The sequence below is a fragment of the Micromonospora sp. WMMD1102 genome (assembly GCF_029626265.1).
GTDB lineage: Bacteria > Actinomycetota > Actinomycetes > Mycobacteriales > Micromonosporaceae > Plantactinospora.
This window is the reverse complement of record NZ_JARUBN010000001.1, coordinates 1,517,446-1,535,210: the sequence shown is the minus strand read 5'-3', so window position 1 is coordinate 1,535,210 and position 17,765 is coordinate 1,517,446. Positions and strand designations below refer to the sequence as shown.

At 71.1% G+C, this 17,765-nt stretch carries 18 protein-coding genes; 9 read left to right on the top strand and 9 right to left on the bottom strand.

Going from position 1 to position 17,765, the window contains the following annotated elements:
* Positions 1 to 71 precede the first annotated feature (71 nt).
* Entirely contained in the window at positions 72 to 653 is a 582-nt protein-coding gene (locus O7626_RS07050; RefSeq protein WP_278060350.1) for a Uma2 family endonuclease, read from the top strand.
* A 195-nt stretch (positions 654 to 848) separates the two neighbouring features.
* Here O7626_RS07050 and O7626_RS07045 read toward each other — a convergent pair whose 3' ends face one another.
* Genes O7626_RS07045 through O7626_RS07035 form a run of 3 tightly spaced genes read right to left on the bottom strand, consistent with a single transcriptional unit; the run spans position 849 to position 3,600 of the window.
* Complete coding sequence (locus tag O7626_RS07045) at positions 849 to 3,038, bottom strand: hypothetical protein (RefSeq protein WP_278060349.1); 2,190 nt, start codon at positions 3,036 to 3,038, stop codon at positions 849 to 851.
* A complete protein-coding gene (locus O7626_RS07040; RefSeq protein ID WP_278060348.1) occupies positions 3,035 to 3,289 on the bottom strand; it encodes a hypothetical protein in 255 nt (84 codons plus the stop codon). Before O7626_RS07040 ends, O7626_RS07045 begins: the two co-directional genes overlap by 4 nt.
* Positions 3,289 to 3,600, bottom strand: coding sequence for a DivIVA domain-containing protein (locus O7626_RS07035; protein WP_278066081.1), 312 nt, complete (start codon positions 3,598 to 3,600; stop codon positions 3,289 to 3,291). The genes O7626_RS07040 and O7626_RS07035 overlap by 1 nt, the downstream gene beginning before the upstream one ends.
* A gap of 320 nt (positions 3,601 to 3,920) precedes the next feature.
* Between O7626_RS07035 and O7626_RS07030 the strand changes: the two genes are divergently transcribed.
* The 6 genes from O7626_RS07030 to O7626_RS07005 all read left to right on the top strand — a co-directional run bounded on the left by O7626_RS07030 (position 3,921) and on the right by O7626_RS07005 (position 7,156).
* A complete protein-coding gene (locus O7626_RS07030) occupies positions 3,921 to 4,166 on the top strand; it encodes a winged helix-turn-helix domain-containing protein (RefSeq protein ID WP_278060347.1) in 246 nt (81 codons plus the stop codon).
* Between the two features lie 156 nt (positions 4,167 to 4,322).
* Positions 4,323 to 4,586 (top strand): hypothetical protein, encoded by a 264-nt coding sequence (locus O7626_RS07025; RefSeq protein WP_278060346.1) that lies wholly within the window; start codon positions 4,323 to 4,325, stop codon positions 4,584 to 4,586.
* A 13-nt stretch (positions 4,587 to 4,599) separates the two neighbouring features.
* Entirely contained in the window at positions 4,600 to 4,860 is a 261-nt protein-coding gene (locus O7626_RS07020) for a hypothetical protein (RefSeq protein WP_278060345.1), read from the top strand.
* Complete coding sequence (locus tag O7626_RS07015; protein WP_278060344.1) at positions 4,857 to 5,537, top strand: hypothetical protein; 681 nt, start codon at positions 4,857 to 4,859, stop codon at positions 5,535 to 5,537. The genes O7626_RS07020 and O7626_RS07015 overlap by 4 nt, the downstream gene beginning before the upstream one ends.
* A complete protein-coding gene (locus O7626_RS07010) occupies positions 5,516 to 5,947 on the top strand; it encodes a hypothetical protein (RefSeq protein WP_278060343.1) in 432 nt (143 codons plus the stop codon). The genes O7626_RS07015 and O7626_RS07010 overlap by 22 nt, the downstream gene beginning before the upstream one ends.
* A gap of 60 nt (positions 5,948 to 6,007) precedes the next feature.
* Positions 6,008 to 7,156, top strand: coding sequence for a hypothetical protein (locus tag O7626_RS07005; protein ID WP_278060342.1), 1,149 nt, complete (start codon positions 6,008 to 6,010; stop codon positions 7,154 to 7,156).
* A 76-nt stretch (positions 7,157 to 7,232) separates the two neighbouring features.
* On the opposite strand, the gene O7626_RS07000 is transcribed toward O7626_RS07005, so the two are convergent.
* Positions 7,233 to 8,153 (bottom strand): hypothetical protein, encoded by a 921-nt coding sequence (locus O7626_RS07000; RefSeq protein WP_278060341.1) that lies wholly within the window; start codon positions 8,151 to 8,153, stop codon positions 7,233 to 7,235.
* 72 nt (positions 8,154 to 8,225) lie between these two features.
* On the bottom strand, positions 8,226 to 9,113 hold the full coding sequence (locus O7626_RS06995; RefSeq protein WP_278060340.1) for an NADP-dependent oxidoreductase: 888 nt from the start codon (positions 9,111 to 9,113) through the stop codon (positions 8,226 to 8,228).
* Positions 9,114 to 9,274: 161 nt separating this feature from the next.
* Between O7626_RS06995 and O7626_RS06990 the strand changes: the two genes are divergently transcribed.
* The gene (locus O7626_RS06990) at positions 9,275 to 9,718 is read left to right on the top strand and encodes a helix-turn-helix domain-containing protein (protein WP_278060339.1); all 444 of its coding nucleotides are present in this window, start codon (positions 9,275 to 9,277) and stop codon (positions 9,716 to 9,718) included.
* Between the two features lie 170 nt (positions 9,719 to 9,888).
* The gene (locus tag O7626_RS06985) at positions 9,889 to 13,365 is read left to right on the top strand and encodes a hypothetical protein (RefSeq protein WP_278060338.1); all 3,477 of its coding nucleotides are present in this window, start codon (positions 9,889 to 9,891) and stop codon (positions 13,363 to 13,365) included.
* Positions 13,366 to 13,399: 34 nt separating this feature from the next.
* On the opposite strand, the gene O7626_RS06980 is transcribed toward O7626_RS06985, so the two are convergent.
* The 4 genes from O7626_RS06980 to O7626_RS06965 all read right to left on the bottom strand — a co-directional run bounded on the left by O7626_RS06980 (position 13,400) and on the right by O7626_RS06965 (position 17,102).
* Complete coding sequence (locus O7626_RS06980) at positions 13,400 to 14,359, bottom strand: MOSC N-terminal beta barrel domain-containing protein (protein WP_278060337.1); 960 nt, start codon at positions 14,357 to 14,359, stop codon at positions 13,400 to 13,402.
* Positions 14,360 to 14,574: 215 nt separating this feature from the next.
* Positions 14,575 to 15,006 carry a hypothetical protein gene (locus O7626_RS06975; RefSeq protein WP_278060336.1) on the bottom strand — a complete coding sequence of 144 codons (432 nt, stop codon included), beginning with the start codon at positions 15,004 to 15,006 and terminating at the stop codon, positions 14,575 to 14,577.
* An 85-nt stretch (positions 15,007 to 15,091) separates the two neighbouring features.
* The gene (locus tag O7626_RS06970; RefSeq protein ID WP_278060335.1) at positions 15,092 to 16,729 is read right to left on the bottom strand and encodes an alpha/beta hydrolase; all 1,638 of its coding nucleotides are present in this window, start codon (positions 16,727 to 16,729) and stop codon (positions 15,092 to 15,094) included.
* Positions 16,730 to 16,733: 4 nt separating this feature from the next.
* Positions 16,734 to 17,102 (bottom strand): hypothetical protein, encoded by a 369-nt coding sequence (locus O7626_RS06965; protein ID WP_278060334.1) that lies wholly within the window; start codon positions 17,100 to 17,102, stop codon positions 16,734 to 16,736.
* Between the last annotated feature and the right edge of the window lie 663 nt (positions 17,103 to 17,765).

The window sequence follows — 17,765 nt, the reverse complement described above, 5'->3', positions numbered from 1 at the left end:
CTCGGCAGCGCGGCTGCTGGTGCTCGTTATGCTGGGCGGCACGACGGGTCGACCGCAGGGGGGGTGAGGCGATGAGCGCCGAGCCGGCGTACGAGAGGTTCCGACCGCCGCCCGGTGGGTTCACCGCCGAGGACCTCGACCGGATCCCGGGTCTTCCCCCGCACACCGAGCTGATCGACGGGAGCCTCGTCTTCGTGAGCCCGCAGAAGCTCTTCCACATGAAGACTCTTCGGTTGCTGGAGCAGGCACTGGCGCGTTCGGCGCCACCCGAGCGCTTCCGGGTCCGCCGCGAGATGTCCGTGGTGCTCGGTCCGCACCAGCGCCCCGAGCCCGACCTGATTGTGGTGAGCGCCGACGCGGACATCGACAACGACCAGACCTGGTATCCCGCCGATGCGGTGTCGCTCGCGGTGGAGGTGGTCTCGCCCGACTCGTGGTTGCGCGACCGCGAACGAAAGCCGCAGCTCTACGCGAAGGCCGGCATCCCGCACTTCTGGCGAGTGGAGGAGGCCGATGGCCAGCCCACGGTCTACGTCCACGAGCTGCTCGAGGCGCAGCGTGTCTACCAGCCGATCGGCATCTTCCACGGCCGGGTGAAGGTGAGCACGCCCTTCGAGCTCGACATCGACCTCACCGAGATCGACCGGCTCTGACGGTCGCGTCGCACGCACCGGCGACGCTGACCCGGCCCGGATCGGTTCCGGACCGACACTCTGTTCAGCCGTGATACCAGGGTGTCGTCACGATGACACACTGGTATCCACGGGCTGACGGACCTACGCCGCCCAGGTGGGGCCCAAGCCGCCGTCGGACGAGGGGCACCATCCACCCGGAGCCGTCCACCGGGGTCAGCGGCGGCCGAGGCCGAGGGCGGCGAGCGCGGCGAGCAGGGTCGGGGCGGCGCAGAGTCGGCGTACGCCGTCGCGGTCGTGCACGAGCAGCTGGCAGGTGGTGCCGTCGTAGTGGACTGCGACGGGTTGACCGGTGTGGTGCCGGGCGAGCCGGCGGATCAGCGGTACGGGATCGTCGACCTCGACCAGGCCCGGGACCGGGGTCTGCGGTACCGGGATCGGCTGGGCCGGGTCGTCGGGGACCCGCCGGGCGACGGCGGTTTCGAGCTGTTCGAGGCAGCGTGCGATCGCGGCTTCCGGGGTGGGACGGGCCGGCAGGGCGTCCGGGGCGACCGGCAGCCCCGGCGGTTCGACGCCGACGTCCCACCCTTCACCCTGGACGAGACGGGGGTCTCCCGCGTTGTCGCCGTGGTCGACGAGGGTGACCGTGACGGTGAGTCGCAGCCCGAGGAGGAGCCGGACCAGGTCGGCCAGGGGCGGCACGTCGGGCCGGCGGGCGAGCACGAACAGCCGGGCACCGGGCCGGCCTCGGGATGCCTGGCGCAGGTGTTCGGTGAGCGGATCGGCGCCGGGATAAGGCAGGGTGACGGTCCCGTCCAGCAGTCCCTGGCCGATCGAGCCGCCGCCGTCGAGTTCGGTGAGGTCGTCCGGGCGTACGGCGAATTGGTCGGCCCAGGTCGCCAGCCGGAACGGGTCGGGAAGCTGGTACACCGGCTTGCCGCCGGGTTGGGTCGCGACGTGCGGCGCCGCAAGCCGTTCGCCGGTCTGCCAGCCCTGCTCACCGGTTGCCGAGGGGTGCGCGTCGCCGTGCCAGGTGAGGTCGCCGGCCCGCCAGCCGTCCCGGTCGGCCTGCCAGTGCAGGTGGGTGACCCGGTCGGCCAGGTCGGTGAGCGTGACCGTCAGGCTGTGGTGGATACGGTGACTGTCCCGGCAGGTGTCGCAGGGCAGCGCCGACGGTCGACGACCGGCACCGGAGCACTGTGGGCAGTCCGGGTCGGCCCGGCCGGTGAACAGGACGCAGTCGCAGCGGCGGAGCCGGCTGTGCGGATCGCAGTGCGGGCAGTCGACGTACGGGATGGATGGTCCCTGCCACGACGGTGCCGGCGGCTGCCAGCCGCGCCGCAGGACGATGGTCTCCCGGAGATAGATCTGCCCGGTGTCCCATTCGCTGAACGTCTCGGCGGTGCCGGCGATCCGCAGACTGGTGTGCCACCAGCGACCGTCGCGCCAGATCGCCTGCGCCCCGGCGGTCGGCGCCCCGGTGGACAGGTCGGTGCAGTCGGCGAGCATCCGCCGTTCGAGCTGGCCCAGGTCGACGTCCGGCGGGGCGGCCGGCGGCGACGCACCGCCGGTCAGGTAGTGGGCCGGGGCGGTCCGACCGCGCGCCTCAAGGTCATAGAGCGCGTCGAGATCGGTGGTGGCGACGATCGCCCCGGTCAGGTCGTCAGAGCCGGCGCGCACGTCGGTCGGCACCGGCCCGCCCGGCACCTCGTAGCGGAGCTGCCAGGTCGGCTCGGCGGCGAGGTGCCGACGGCGGGCCTCCAGCACCAGGTCGAGGCGGAGCAGGTCGGCCAACCGGCAGCGTCGGGCCAGCTCGCGGGCGGGGTCAAGGGGCGGCTCGGCGGCGGTGCGACCGAGGTAGAGTTGCCAGGCGACATGGCCGTGCGACGCGATCGTCTCCGCCTCCAGCACGGCCCGGGTCTCCGGCGGCAGGTCCGGCCGCCAGCGGGACGGCAGCAGCAGCACGGGCCCGTCGGGTGAACCGGGTGGGTTGCGCGCCTCGGTCCAGGACCCGGCGCCGACGCTGGCGGCCAGCTCCGCCAGGATCGGCGCCAGCGGCAGATGCCAGCTTCCGCCGTCACCGGGCCAGCGCGCCGGTTCCACCACTCCGGGTACGACGTTCGCCGAGGCCACCGCCCCGGTGTCGGCATTCGCCAGGGTCAGCACGAGTTGGCCGCGCAGCCGCCCGGCCTGCCGGCAACGGTGGCAGGGGCGGGGCAGGGTGCCGGCGCCCCGGCAGAGCTGGCAGTCCAGGTATGCCTCCCCATCGCCCTGTTGCCCCGCGTCGACGAGCATCCGGTCACCGCCGCTGGTGCAGGGGCAGGCGTCGAGGACAACGGTGAGCCGGTGACAGGCGGGACAGTCGACTACCGGCGGACCGGCGCCGGGCAGCACCGCCCCGGTCACCGGTCCAGCTCCACGCTCGCGCACGGCACCTCGTGCTCGGCCCGCAGCGCGCAGCGCCGACCGGCGCCGAGGAGCCGGTCGCAGAAGAGTCGGGACTGCACGATCTGGTCGTCCTCGGCCGAGACGGTCGCCTCGGCCTGGTCGACCTGCGGCTGCTGGCCGAGCGTCCGGGCCAGCAGCCGGGCCGTCCGCCGGGCCGCGTCCTGGTCCGGCGCCGTGAACGGCACGTGTACGACGTAGCGGCCGGTCATCAGCGATCCGCCAGCCGGTGAGCCGTGGTCGACTGGCGGGACTGCCAGCGGCGCAACGCGTCCTTGATCCGGGCGTTCTGCTCCCGGACGGTCGCCAGCTCGTTGTAGGCCCTGGCCAGGTCACCGGCCACCTGGTCGAGAAAGGCTGCCACCTCGGCCGGATCGACGCCCCGCCGGGCGAAGCCGACCCGGGTGAACCGGCGCATCCTGACCTGTGACGGCAGGAGCGGCCGGTAGGTCGCCGACCGGTAAGCCTGGCCGAGTTGCCGGGGCGGCCTCCGGTACCGCCGGAACAGCCGTCGAAGCAGCATCCGCACGACACCACCAACCTTTCCGGAGCAGCTCAGGGCGTGGATGGGCGGTGCCTGCCCGGATCCCCTCTGCTGTCGGGCCGGCACCGCCCCGCCCCACCGCCGCAGCCGGAGGCAGGTACGACAGCAGGGCGTGACTCGGTGGGTCGGGGCGGGCGACTCGGACGAGCCGACCGCCCCGACCGGGAGGCACGAGCGCACCGGAGGCTGGAGACCAAGGAGCACCCGCAGGAGGGAACTTAAGCGAACTAGTTCGCTCAAGTCAAGCGTACTAGTTCGCTGTACCTACAACTTGCTGGCTGAACCCTCGTCGTGATCTCATGGCAGGCGGAGACCAAGGAGTGCCGATGCCTGTCACGAAGTGGGAGAAGCTTGCCAACCACATCCGGAACCAAGTCCAGACCGGAGAGCTGAAGCCAGGTGACAAACTGCCCTCAACCGCACAGCTCAAGGCCGAGCACGACGTGTCGGACGCCGTGATCCGCTACGCCATGCACGCGCTTCGAACCGAGGGTTTGGTCGAGAGCGTGCACGGGGTCGGCGTCTTCGTCGCCCAGCCCAAGTAGTTCTTGTGGCGGCACGGACAGCACCAGCGGGGCCGCACGCCGCACTGCTCTCAGATAGTGTTCGCTCGACCACGCGCGCGTGATGACCCGTGGCCCTACTTGCGCCCGATCCATGCGGCCATCACTCGCAGGGAGCCGGTAACTGGGGAGGACTGCATGGCCAGCATTGAGGAAGTCAAAGCAGCACTGGCACAGGCTGCGGAGCAGGGCAACACCACGCTCAACCAGATCCGGTCGTCAATCGAGAACACCGAGCAGGTGCTGGCTCGTCTCCGTGCGGTGGCTGCCGGCACCAACCACGCCATGATCGCCGAAGCGATCCAGCGCGCGGAGCAGAGCAAGCAGCGGCTCACCGAGGCGGCCACACTCATCCAGGGCAGTGCCGCCGCCGCTCGCCAGTACACAAGCGTCCTCGGCTAACCAGGGCGGCGTCGTGAGCATCCACGAGCTCAAGCGCACCATCCACAATGGCAACCAGGCGGCACACCAGGCCAAGAGAACCTTGGAGCAGGCCGCCTCCGCAGCGGGCAGCATCACAGAGCTCGCGCAACTCACCATCCACGACAGCCAGGATTGTGATGCCGAGAAGGCACTGAAGCTTCTTTTAGGCATAGACGAAGAGATCGACCACGCGGTACGGCGCATCGATGCCGCAGTCGCACATGCCAACGCCTACCTTACCTCCCTCGGATGACCGGGGACATGTCCTCAGTGGTGGCTCAGCTCTTGGAGGTACGCGAACGCCTTGCCACCACCGCCGTTGTCGCCATGCGAGCCAAAGCAGACACGCAAGTAAGCCTCGGCCACTATGCCGAAGCAACAAAAGGTGCGAGCAGATCCAGACTTGAGCAAGCCAAGACGGACATCGAGATCGCCGGCGCCAAGGCGGCAAAAGTCGCCGGTCTGTTGAGTAAGGCACGCGATCATATTTCCGCGTACGTCGACAAGATAGCTCCCGGCAGCATCGGGGGCAAGGACGACCCCGTGGATGCGATGCCCTCCGGGGAGGAACTGGTCGAGGATGCCGAGAGACGTGCCGATGCAACACCGAGTTGGGCGAGCTTCGTCCGAAAAGCGACACGAAACGCCGACAACATCCAGGACTCGACAAAAACCGTCGCGGAAGTCGCCGAACAGGGCTTCAAGATCCTCCGCAACCCTTCGGGCCCATCCGGAACCCAGACGACGGGCACACCAACCACTCCGACCGCCGCGACGCCCACAGCGAGAGCAAAAATAGACATCCCTGATACCGCCAGCCACTTGCTCGTGGTTGGCATCACCGCAATCGTCGCCGCACAAAAGGCGGATCAACTCTTCCGTAAAGGTTTTGCGAGGTTGAGGAATCGATGGACACACAGACAGAACTGAGTGAACTGATTCGGGCTATGGCTCGGCAAGATTGGGGAACCATCGATCGCCTCCTCGATGATCTCCGTCAGAAAGAGTGGGCGGGCGCCACACAGGTCATCGCCATCGCTTTCGCACTTGCGGTCCACCGCCGATTTCAGCCGAGTTATGATCTGCGAGAAATAACGAACTTCGTCACTGAAACGCGTTCCCGCTACCAGGACGGGAAGGAACTCCCCGCCCTGGCCCTGGAAGGACTAATCAGGGCAGCACTCGGCGAGGCCGACCTGATGGATGAAATCAGTCCTGAAGTGGCCTTGCCCGGCCAGATCGTAATTCTCGGCACCCTACTTCAAGAAGAGATCCAATCAGAGGCGCAACTTGAGAAATTCGTTCAGGATGTCGAAAAGTCCGCAGCGGATTTCACGTAGAACCTCAAGCGCCTGCCGGACAGTACCCACCCACCAGCTCCGACCGTCTAATCTGCACTGATGGATGTTGGCCAGCCGCCGTCGGCGCCGGTTCCTGGACAGCCGATCCCCTGGCAGCCCACGGCACCCCCGCCCGGAACCGTCCCCGGCAAGCGCCGAAAGCTCGGCCTGGGGATCGTCGCGGCCGGGCTGGCCGTGGCCGTACTCTGCTGCGCCGGGGCGGTGACGCTGGCCTTCGTGGCCCGGGATCGATTCCGTCCCGGCCCACCCGGCAGCACCACGATCCGTCTGGAGGCGGTCGGGCCGGCGGGGGCGGCCCTCGATGAGGCCGCGATCGATCGAGCTGCCCAGATGCTCGGCGACCGGGTCAGGGCCGCCGGGCTGACCAAGCCGTCGGTGCAGCGCGCCGGCAGCCGCCAGATCGTCGTCCGGGTGGCCGGGACCGGCCAGGAGGAGCAACTGCGCGCCCTGGTGGCCGTCGGCGACCTCCGGTTCCGTCGGGTACTCGCCAGCATGCCCGAGTCCGACGCCGGAGCCACCGGCGCACCGACGAGGCCGACTCCCGGGGACGTACCGCCGCCCAGCCGGGACCAGGTGATCGCCAAGCTCGGTCCGGCGTACCAGGTCGCCGCGTCGCTCGCCCGCGCGCTGCCTGTCTCGCCCCAGCCCGACCCGGCGACCTCGGAAGCGCTGCTGCCCTTCGCGGCGCTCTCCGCCGCCGAACTCGCGGTCCTGCCGGCCGAGGTGCGGTACGTCGTCCCGACGGTCACCTGCGCGCAGTTGCTGGCCCGTCCGGTCGAGATGCCCGGTGCGCCCGGTGAGCGCACCGCCACCTGTGGCCGTGAGCACCCACCGGTCAAGTATCTGCTCGACGCCGCCGTACTGTCGTCGGCGGACGTGCGGACTGCCCAGGCGACGAACGAGACTGCCGGCTGGATGGTCACCGTCGGTTTCACTCCGGACGGGCAGCAGCGGTTCACCGAACTGACCCGGGTGGCGTCGACTGCTCCGGAGGGCTTCCGCCAGGTGGCCATCGCCGTTGACGACGTGGTGATCTCCGCGCCCGAGGTAGTAGGGGTGATCACCGGCGAGGTCCAGATCAGCGGTGCTTTTTCCCGGTCGGCGGTGGAGGCGCTGGCGAGTCAGCTCCGCTCCGGGCCGCTTCCGGTCGCGCTCCGGGTCGTTGACCTGACAACCAACCCGGACTGACCAGCAACCCGGAGTGGCTCTCCACGGTGGCCACACTGCTCCCGCGTTCCGTGCTCGCCGAATTTGCCTGCTGATGTCATGCGTTGGCCTGGCGGAGGCGTTCGGCTGCCTGCACCCGCAGCGCATCGGCACCCGCCGGGGCGCCACCGCACAGTGCCATCTCCCGGGCGTTGTACGCAGCCATCCACAGACTCGCCGCCCACGCGATCTCCAGCTCCACAGCCGTGAACAGGCGCCGTCGGATGTCCTGATAGGCCACCAGGAACGCCTCGGAGCTCTCGACCGGTGCCAGCGTGGGCGGCCCGTCACTCGCGAACGACCCGCTCGCCGCTCCCACCAGCGCCGCCTCCGGCTGCCACACCAGGCTGTCCCAGTCGTGCACCGCCCACACCTGCCGACCCTGCCACCGCAGGTTCTGCGCCTCGAAGTCGGCGTGGCCGAGCACGCACGGCAAGCCTGCGGCCAGCAACCGCCGCCGGGCCTGCTCAGCCGTCTGGACAACGTGCTCGGGCACGACTCCCTGGTCCAGGTTGTCGAGAAAGTCGATCGCCGGCCACACCCCGGCATCGGTGTGGTCCCAGCGCACCCAGGGCGGATTCGGCAGCGGCGGCGCGACCGTCATGCCGGCAAGTTCGGCCGTCAGCCGGGCGTACACCTTCGCGCAGCGCACAGCAATGTCCGGCGAGTTCCCGTGCAACACCTCGCCGCCACGCCGGTATTCCTCGGCGTGCACGGCCAGCGCACCGACACCGACCACCGGCGTGAGCGGCCGGGCACACGCGAACCCCTGCTCAGCCATCCGGGCCTGCGCCGCGACACACGACAAGGCCCGGCCGGCGTCGGCGCGCGCCTTGACCACGACGTCCCTGCCATCGGCCAGCCTGAGGCCGAACACCATCGAGGCCTGTTGCGTCCGGAACAACACGCCGGCCGGTTCGCCGCCCAGATGGTCAAGACACCAGGCCGGCAACCAGTTCGGCAACTCGTCCGTCGGCACACTCAGGACTGTGCCACAGGCACCGCACGCACCGGAGGCGAGACGGTGGAGCGGGCCCGGCCAGTCCTGCCGTCACGGCTTGAGCACGTACCGACCGCGTACTCCGCCCTTGGCCATCGCCCGGTGGGCGTCGGCAACCCGGTCCAGCGGCAGGACCGCGTGCACCCGGACCGGCAGCTCACCTGCGGCGGCCCGGGTGAGCAGGTCAGCCAGTCGAGAGCCGTCGGAGCGGGTCTCCACGGCAACCGGAGTGATCCCGCGTTCCGGGGCCGGGACGGCGTTCGGCCGGACGCCGACGTAGACGCCGCCGTCGCGGACCAGGGCGAGACCCCGCTCGCCGAGCGTGGCGCAGTCGGCGACCGCGTCCCAGCCGGGCTCGGCGTGTGCGGTGAACTCGGCCCCGAGGCTACCGACGAACTCCTCGTCGCCGTCCCGGGCCAGCCCGGTCACCTGCCAGCCGCGCTCCCGGGCCAGCGACAGGACGTACCCGCCGACCGCGCCGGCGGCCCCGGTGACCAGCAGCCGGTTGCCGTCCGCATCCGGGTCGCCGAGCAGGTCGACGAGCTGGGCGGCGGCCAGCCCGTTGAGCGGTACCGTCGACGCCTCGACCAGGCCCAGCCCGTCGGGTACGACGGCGACGTCGCCGGCCGGCACGACAAGCTGTTCGGCGTAGGTGCCGTAGTCGCGGTCGAAGCCGCCGACCATTCCGGCGACCCGGGCCCCGACGCGCAGTCGCACGCCGGGGCCGGCGGCCACGACGGTGCCGGCGAAGTCCCAGCCCAGACCCGTGTGCTCGGGCTGGTCGACCAGTCCCAGGCCGTGGAAGAAGCCGCCCACGACGCCGAGGTCGACGGGGTTGACCGCCGCGCCGGCGATCTCGACCCGGACCTCGCCGGGCCCGGGCTCGACAACGGGTACGTCGATGATCTCGATCGAATCCGGCCCCTCCGGAGTACGCACGACAGCGGCACGGAGGGTGGAAGTGGAAGTGGAAGTGCTCAAGGCTTCGCTCCTCGGCAAAGATGTCCAACTGTTGCCCTGCACCACTATTGGTCGGTAACTTTCCAACAGGAAGTGGGCACTTCGAAGTGCGTAGGTAACCCCTCAGGAAGGAGAAGCCGATGTCGACCCTGACGGCGGCCCAGCAGCGGGCACGGGCAAAAGCCGACTACGACGCGTTCCTGGCGGGCTGCCCCAGCCGCCAGCTGCTCGACCGGATCTCCGACAAGTGGGTCGCGCTGATCCTCGCCGCGCTCGGCAGCGACGGCCCGCAGCAGAGCCCGGCCGACCGTGTCGGCGGGCCACGGCCGATGCGCTATTCCGAGCTGTCCCGCCGACTGGCCGGGGTCAGCCAGAAGATGCTCACCCAGACGCTCCGGTCACTCGAACGCGACGGCCTGCTCACCCGGACCGTGACCCCGACCGTGCCGGTCACGGTGACCTACGAGCTGACCGAACTGGGCCTCTCCCTGCACCACCTGGTGCGCGGCATCAAGAGCTGGGCCGAGACCCACATGGACGAGGTCTACGCCAACCGCGAGAAGTACGACGTCGGCGTGGCCTGAAGTCGAACCCCGCCCACCGCCACCCGGTACGACGATCAACTCGCGGGCTCCGGGAGACCGCCTCGGACCCGTCTCCACTGCACTAGCCTGGTTTCGACATGTCTCATCGCTTATGCCGCTTTTACTCGCGCGCGGAGGCGGTATAGCCGAGACGCCAGGGAGGGCAGGTCGTGACGCGTCGGTGGCGGGGCGGACAGCCGCCGAGGCCCGTCCTCTGGCTTCGGCAGCGCAGCCGGTCGTACCGCACCAGCCAGCAGCACCTACAGGAGCCGTTGCGCCGCCGGTACGACGAGCATCCACGCACCCTCACCCAGTGGGGGCACCGGTTCGCCTGGTGGAAGGCGTTCGCCCTGCTGGGGCTTCTGGCGGCGTTCTGGGTGCTCTTCTCCGCCGTGATGCTGGTCCTGGGTTGGTTCGATTTCCAGCCCGTCCACCTCCAGAAATTCTGCTCCGGCGACAACCCGAACGACTTCTACTGCGACCAGGTGAAGTCGTTCCTCGGGATTCTGGTGCCCGCCGCCCTGCTGACCCTCGCCTTCGTCGTCCTGGTCTACTTCCGCCTCTGCCGGAGATATCGACGTCGCACCCTGAAGGAGCCGCATCGGATCATCCCGACCGCCGGTCGCGGCATCGACCGGATCGTCGGGCGCGACGAGCTGTGCCGGCTCCTCTTCCAACGCCTGCGGGACCGGCAGGACCAGCGCCCGCTGGTACTGGTCGGCGGAGTGGGCACCGGCAAGACCGTCACCCTGCTCTGCCTGGCCACGCTCCTCGCCCGGAAATGGGTACTGCCCGTCGGCATCGACCTGAGCACCGTCGATTCGGGCACGACGCTCGACTTCCGCAGTCTCGCCCGCAAGCGCCTGGAGGAGGTCATCGATCCGTGGCTGTGGTCCGGGAACGGCGCTGACCGCTTCTGGCGCTACCTGCTCCGGGAGAAGCGGATCGCCGTACTCGCCGACGGCCTGGACGAGGCACGGCCACACGATCCGGAAGGCGACCGGGACAGCGCCATCCGGACCGCCGTCCAGCAGGCCATCGACGCCGAACTGCCACTGGTGATCGCGTCACGCCCGCACCACCCGTTGCGTGGCCTCAACGCCTTCCTGTTGCAGCTGGAACCGCTGGGCGAGGGCGCGGCGATGAACTACGTGATGCCGCGCAGCTCGGCGGAGCCGGGTTGGGAGCGGATCATCCGGCTGGTCAGGGAGGCCGACATCGCCGACTCCCCGGCGTACCTGCCGGTCATCCGGGACCTCCGCGAGAGTGGCGGCCTCCCCGAGGTCGCGGACGACCTGGTCGACCGGGTCTACTCCGACCGGACCGCTTTCCGCTGGCACCTGATGCAACACTGGTGCCGTGCGTTGGTCGAAGGCCACGTGCGGGAGGACTACGACCTGCCGGAGCAGTCGCGTGCGGATGCGATCGAGCTGCTCTCCGCCCTCGCCGTCGTCGGGCTGGCCCGCGGCAGCACTTCGGTAGGGATCACCGACCTCCGGCTTCCCGACGACGACGCTCCGGTCGGGGCGAGCCAGGACCGTACCCCGCTGCTGCTTCCGGTCGGCCAGCTCCGAACGGCCATGGTGGCGGTGCGGCAGACGCTCGGCGAGGTCGGAGCGCCCGGCGGCGCCGAGCAGGACGGGCCGGACATGGCGGCGCTGCGCCGGTGTCTCCGACGGGCGTTGTTGACCAGGTTGTACCGCCTCAACCCGGCCAACCGCTCCGACCTCGATCTGGCCACCACGACCGGCCACGAGCTGGGGATCGTCATCCGGCAGGACGACAGGGTCCGGTTCCAGCACGGGGTGATCCAGGCGTTCCTGGCGGCCCGACTTCTCGATGCCGTCCTGCCGCCGTTCGATTCCGTACCGCCGGAGCATCCGGACCGCGACAGCCAGTGGTTCCTGTCGCTGGCGTTCCGGCACGGTCCGAGCAGGGAACTGCTGGCCGCGCTGACCCTCTTTTCCCGCTCGATCTCCTTCGCCGACCGGGCCCGGCCGACGAAGGACACCCAGATCGCCGACCTACTGCGGGACACTGCCGCCGATCTCAGCTCACGCGTACACGCCGGTCCGAGCAGGGTCAAGATCTTCCGAGGGGACCGGACCAAGGCGGTCGAGATGTTCGCCACCGCCCTCGACATCGACAGCCGGCTCGCCAGGTCCGGGCACCGGAAGCTGATGTACGAGATCGCCCGCCGGTGGGACGACCTGCACGAGGACCACACGGTCACCGACCGGCCGCTGGAGGAGGCGAAGCAGGTCCTGGTCCGCCGGTTCGGGGCCGCCGCCGAGTTGCTTCTCGCGCGACAGCGCGACGGCGAACCCGACCTGCCCGAACCGGAATGTCAGCTGTTCTTCCAGATGGTCCAGGTGTCGTCGTACCGGATCCGGCTGATGGCGGTGCGGGAGATAGCCCGGTTGGGTCCCGGCCCGGTGCGGTGGCTGCCCGGACGCTCGGAGTCGACGCCACCCACCGGACCGGTCGCCCATCCCGGCCCGCCCGACCGACCCGCTTTGTCGACCAGACCCGCCGAAGAGCGCCAGATGCTCGCCTGGCTGGCGCCGCTGCGCTGCATCCACGCCGGCACCGACGCCTACTCCGGATCCCACGGCGAGGCCGACGCCGACTCCGGACCGCAGAGCGGGGCCGACGCCGGCGGGGACGACCACAAGGCCGCCTGGCGGAACCTGCGGAGTTGGCTGGACCTGCTCGAACAGGACGACACCGACGACCGGATCGTCGACGAGATGAACCTCGCCCAGGGCTTCCGGCTGGCCGCCAACTGCCGGTACCCGGAAAAGGAGTCCGCAGACCGGCTGCGGCTGGTCGAGTACGCCGAGACCGCGCTGCGGCACAGCCGCTTCTGGTACTCCCAACTCGCCCTGCTACAGGCGCTCACCCTGCTGTCGCTGCCCGACGACCCGCGCCACCGACTTCCGCCGGACGGACCGACGACCGACCCGCGCGGACTTGTCGACTTCTGGCTCAGCATCGCCGGCGGCGGCACCGACGCCCCGGCACCGGACCGGCCGGCCGTGCACCCGTTCGTCCGGCGGACCGCCGACCTCTGCGCCCAGGCGCTGCTTGGTGGACATCCCGAGCGGCACCTCTGGATCGACGAGCAGGACGTCGTCCGGCGGATCGGCTCCTACAACCCCGATGCGGAGATCCGCCGCCACCAGGACTCCTGGTGCCCGGAGGCGGTGGGTTGGATGGTCCTGACCCGGCAGGCACAGCGGCTGCTCGCCGACGTCATGCTGCTGCTCAACCTCGCCGACCGGCTGGACACCCCGCAGCCCGAACGCGCCCACCGGCTCGTCCAGGCCAACCGCCGCGACCTGCCGCCGTGCCTCACGCTCGATCCGACCCCGATGCAGCCCGGCCGCAACTTCCACGCCGGCCGGCCGGCCGAACCCGGGTCGACCTGCCCCAGCGACTGCCCGTACCGGCTCTGCCCGCTGCCGTCCCAGCGCACCGGGCTCGCGTATCCGATGGACGAGGTTTTCTGCGCCCGCCAGATCGACCTGGCCGGGCCGTGGTGGCGCCGGATGGGCACCTCGTACTCCTGGCTCACCTCGCGACGCCGGATCCACCGGTTCTGGCGGGACCTGTCCCAGCGGATGGTGCCGTCCTGGCGGAGGTGAGCCCGGTCGCCGACCAGCTCGACTACCACGAGCCTCAGCCGCCGGTCCGGCCGGACAGCGCCGGCGCCGCCGGTCCGGCCGGTTCAGCCGGTCCGGCCCGTTCAGCCGGTTCGGCCCGTTCGGCCCGTTCAGCCGGTTCGGTCCGGGGCGGGGGCCGCCACTCGCCGACGACCGCCTCGGCCCCGACCTCGACCACCCCCGGACCCGGCACGGCGTACTTCACCCCGAACGCGATCCTGCCGTCGACCCGGCGATAGCCGGCCAGGGTACGCAGTGGTTCCGGTCCGGTCCGCATCCCGGTGCGCGGCTCGACCGTGGTCACCGCGCAGCGGTCGGCCAGCTTCGCGTAGACCAACTCGACGGTCCCGACGACGAGCCGGCGTGCCCGGTCCTCGGTGTGCGGGTCGGGCCAGCCGTCCAGCACGATGTTCGGGCGGAACCGGCTCATCGGCACCGGTGCGGCGTCCCGGTCGAGCAGCCGCTCGTTGAGCAGGTCCAGAGTGGACCGGGACAGCAGGTGCACGGCGCAGCTGTCGGCGTACCCGGAGGTGCCGGGATGCTCGCCGTCGGTGACCCGGTCGTGTTCCGGCGGTACCCGCACCAGCCGGCTCGGCGCCCCGAGCACCTCCGACAGCCATCCGGCGACCGCGTCCCCCTGGTCGATGCCCCGGTAGCGGGTGCCGAAGAGCAGCACGTCACGGCGGGCCGCGTCGAGTTCCACCGCCATCTCGAGCGGAGCGATGCCGGGGGCGCGCAGCGTCAGCCGGGTACCGTGCGGGTCGACCACCGGCCGGACCAGCGCCAGCCGGGGATCCCGGCGCTGGCTGCGGAAGACGCCGCCGGGGTCGACGACCATGAAGCTGCGGTCGTGGGCGAGGCCGGCCGGGGTGACCTGGCTGCGGGTCACCGGCATTCCGGCGCAACCCTTGATCGGGTACGAGATCAGTTCCCGGACGACGGCCTGCGGGGTGCGGCGGACGGCGCGGTCGGGCATCGGCGGCTTCTCCTCCTGACGGAGGCGCCCTTGTCCCGGTGGGATTCCGGGCCGAGCGTGGCGGACAGGGTCCGTCGCAGCGCCTCTCGACCCGACGTCGACAAGTCTGCGCAGCCCCGCCACCGACAGTCAAGGCCAATACCTGCCGGGCCGCTGACCGGCAGAGCCGACCGATCCCGGACCGGCGGGCCGGCGCCGGGCCGATGGTCGTGCGGTTACGACGCGTCGGGAGTGCCGCGTCGCCAGACGCAGGGCGAGCTCCCGATCAGGTAGACGTCGACCGAGCCCGGTGCGCGGTGGTAGACGGTGACACCGACCCGGTAGCCGTCGGCCGGGTCCTGCACGGTAAACCTCGGATCACCGTGGTCCCGCAGGTCGTTGACGACCTGGTAGCCGCGCCACTGCCAGTACGCCGCCAGGGTCGGCAACGCCTGGTCGGCGGGCCAGCCCGGCGGGAAGTCCAGCTCGTACTGCTGCTCCACGAAGACGCGGCCGGCCGGGCCGCCGTCGGTCGGGTCGTCGCACGGCAGCGTCCCGGTGTGGCCGAACGGCTTCATCTCGGCCCCGGGCGGGAGCTGCGCGGAAGCGTCCCGCAGGATCTCCTCGACCCGCTGGGCCGCCTGCGCGGCGGTGACGGTGGGCTGCACGTCGTCGTCTCCTCCACATGCCGAGCTCGCCAGGACGGCCACCAGAGCTGCCGCCGGTACGCCGACCCGCAGCCGGCACACCCCGTCACCGAACCTTGTCGTTCTGCCCGGTCACGATGTACGCGATGTTCTCCCGGGCCAGGTTGCCGGGATCCCAGTACGCCGAGTGGGTCGCCACCCAGTCGTCGGGGTTGCCGGGGTCGCTGCCGAACACCCGCCCGCCGAATCCCGGCTCGGTCGGGTCGACGCCGTGCACGAAGTCCGGCGACCATTCGGCGATCTCGTCGTGTCGTGCCCGGGTGGCCCACACCTCGTGGGCGGGGACGCCGCGCAACTCCGGCGCCGAGTCGACGTCCACCCCCGGGGCGCCGACGAAGACCACGGCGTCGGCGTCGATCCCGGCGCCACTGCCGGCGTGCCCGATCACCAGCGAGCCATAACTGTGCCCGAGGACGACGTTGCGGGACTGCTCCCCCTCGTGGCTGACCCGCAGGCCGTCCTGGAACCGCTGGAGTTCCCGGGCACCGGCCTCGGCGTAGCTGTTCGAGCGGGCGTCGACGACGGCGTCGTCCGGTGCGTCATAGCCGAGCCAGTACAGCGACGCGGTCTCCTGGCCCGGGTCGACCCGCCTGGCGTCCAGGGCCATCCGGTCGGCCCGTTCGATACCGGTCTCCACCCCGGCCAGCTCGGCCCCGACCCCGGGGACGTAGGTGAGCACGTTGTCGGCGGCGTCCGGGTTGCCGACCGAGACGATCGCCCGGCCGTCGTCGGCGGTGGAGAGCCCGATCAGGTACGCCCGGGGCTTGTCCGGGTCCGCCAGCCGGTCGTCGATCGGGCGGAGCCCACGCAGGGTGTCGTCGATGCGACCGCGCTCTTCGGCGATCTCGCGGAGTTCCCGTTGCCCGAGCAGGGTGCCCGGGTGGTTCCCGTTCGGATAGAGTTCGGCGGCCCGACCCTGCTCCAGCATGGCCCGGATGTGCGCCTCCCGGGCGTCCAGTTCGGCCCGGCGCTCGGTGCGCCCGTCGAGTTCCCGGTCCAGCACGATCCGGTTGGCGACGTCCCGTCTCGCCACCGGTACCCCGTCCAGGGCCCCGACGAGGTGCGGATGTTCCGAGACGGCGTACCGACGCTGGGCCGGGGTGAGCGAGTCCCACCATCTCTTCACCTCGGCCGGCGGAGTGCCCCTGGCCGGCACGCTGGAGCCGTCCACCCTGGCCGCGGGCGTACCCGAGGTCGTCGCCGTGTTCTCGGCGATCACCCTCGCGGTCCGCGCGTCGAGTTCGGCGGCCTCCCGCAGCAGCGCGTCCCGGGCCGAGACCAGCGCGGAGAGCGCCCGGGCGGTCGCGTCGGTGGCGTGTGCCTCCTCGACAGTCATCGAGCCGTCCGGATGCACGGTGACCTGTGCGGCCCGGCCCTGCTCGACGAGCTGTCGGGCCCGGCCGCGCAGTTCCGCGACGGTGTTGCCGTGCTGGGCGAGGGCCTGGGCGATCAGCAGCACCGGTGGGAACGCCGCGTCGAGTTCGCCGCACAGGCCGTCGCAGCGAGCTCCGGCCGCCGCCGAGGCCGGGCCCGACTCCCAGACAGCCGGCAGTCGCCGCCTCGATCGGACGAGCGCATCGGCCCGCTCGTCGACCGACCCGCCGAGCCGGTCCCAGTCGGCCGCCGCCCGGTGCCAGGGTTCGGGATCGACGCGCAGCAGTAGTTCGAAGGAAAGCCCGGCCATCGGGTCAGCCCACGGCACCGAGTCGGTTGCCCGGCCCGGCTGCTCCGGACGCTCCCGGTGCCGTCATCCGGCGGACCCGGGCGACCCGCTGCACGGAGCGTCTCTCGGACTCCTGGTAGTTCTCGGCGGAGCCGACCAGCAACGTCCCGGTCGCCTCGATCCGGTGGCCGAGGCCGTCGAGATAGGCCCGCCAGCCCGCCGAGGCCCTGGCGGTCGCGTCGAGGGTGGTCCAACCGTCCATCCCGGATCCGGCCGGTGGTGTCAGTCGGCCCTCGGCCGCGGCGACGTCGCGGCGCAGTCCGGCGCCGTGGCCGGCGATCTCGTCGCCGAGCCTGCGCAACCCGGGAACGTCGACCCGAACCGGCTGCGTCATCGCGCCTCCCCGCCCCGCCGTCGGCCCCGGGACACCACCCGGTCGACCAGGCTCCAACGGGAAAGCAATATAGCAACGTCGACGTACCGGTCAGCGCCCGTCGACCGTCCTCGACCGACATACGACCGCACCGGCTCTCCGGGACGGATCGGGACCGTCCGGCGGGCCGGTGCGGGTGAAGCGGTCCGGTTCGGTCACTGGCGGGTGTCCATCGACATCTGGAGTGCCCGGCGGGCCTGCTCACGGGCCTCGTCGGTGTTCTCCGGCTTGGGCTTGGTCGGCTTGGTGGCCATCGGTGGCTCCTTCCAGGGCGGGTGGCACCGCACGGGCGCGGCGCACCGCGACAGGGGTCCTGCTGATCGGCCGGGACGGCGGGGTCCGGGATCGCCGGACGGGACGGCCGGGACGGCGTGAGCCCCGGGTCGGTTGACCCTGGCAGGGCGGCTGGGCTGCGGGTTTGGCACGCCCGGTCACGGGTGGGACCGGTGCGACCGCAACCCTAGCTATCGTTCAGTTCCCTTACCCAAGTTATCGTTCAGGTCCACATCCTGTGCAGCATTCCCGGCATGCGGGACAGCGCGGCGGGCAGGCCGGACAGGCACGCGCGCGACGGGGCAGGCAGGGCGTGCGGCGCGGGGCAGGCAGATCTGGCGCGGGCAGCGT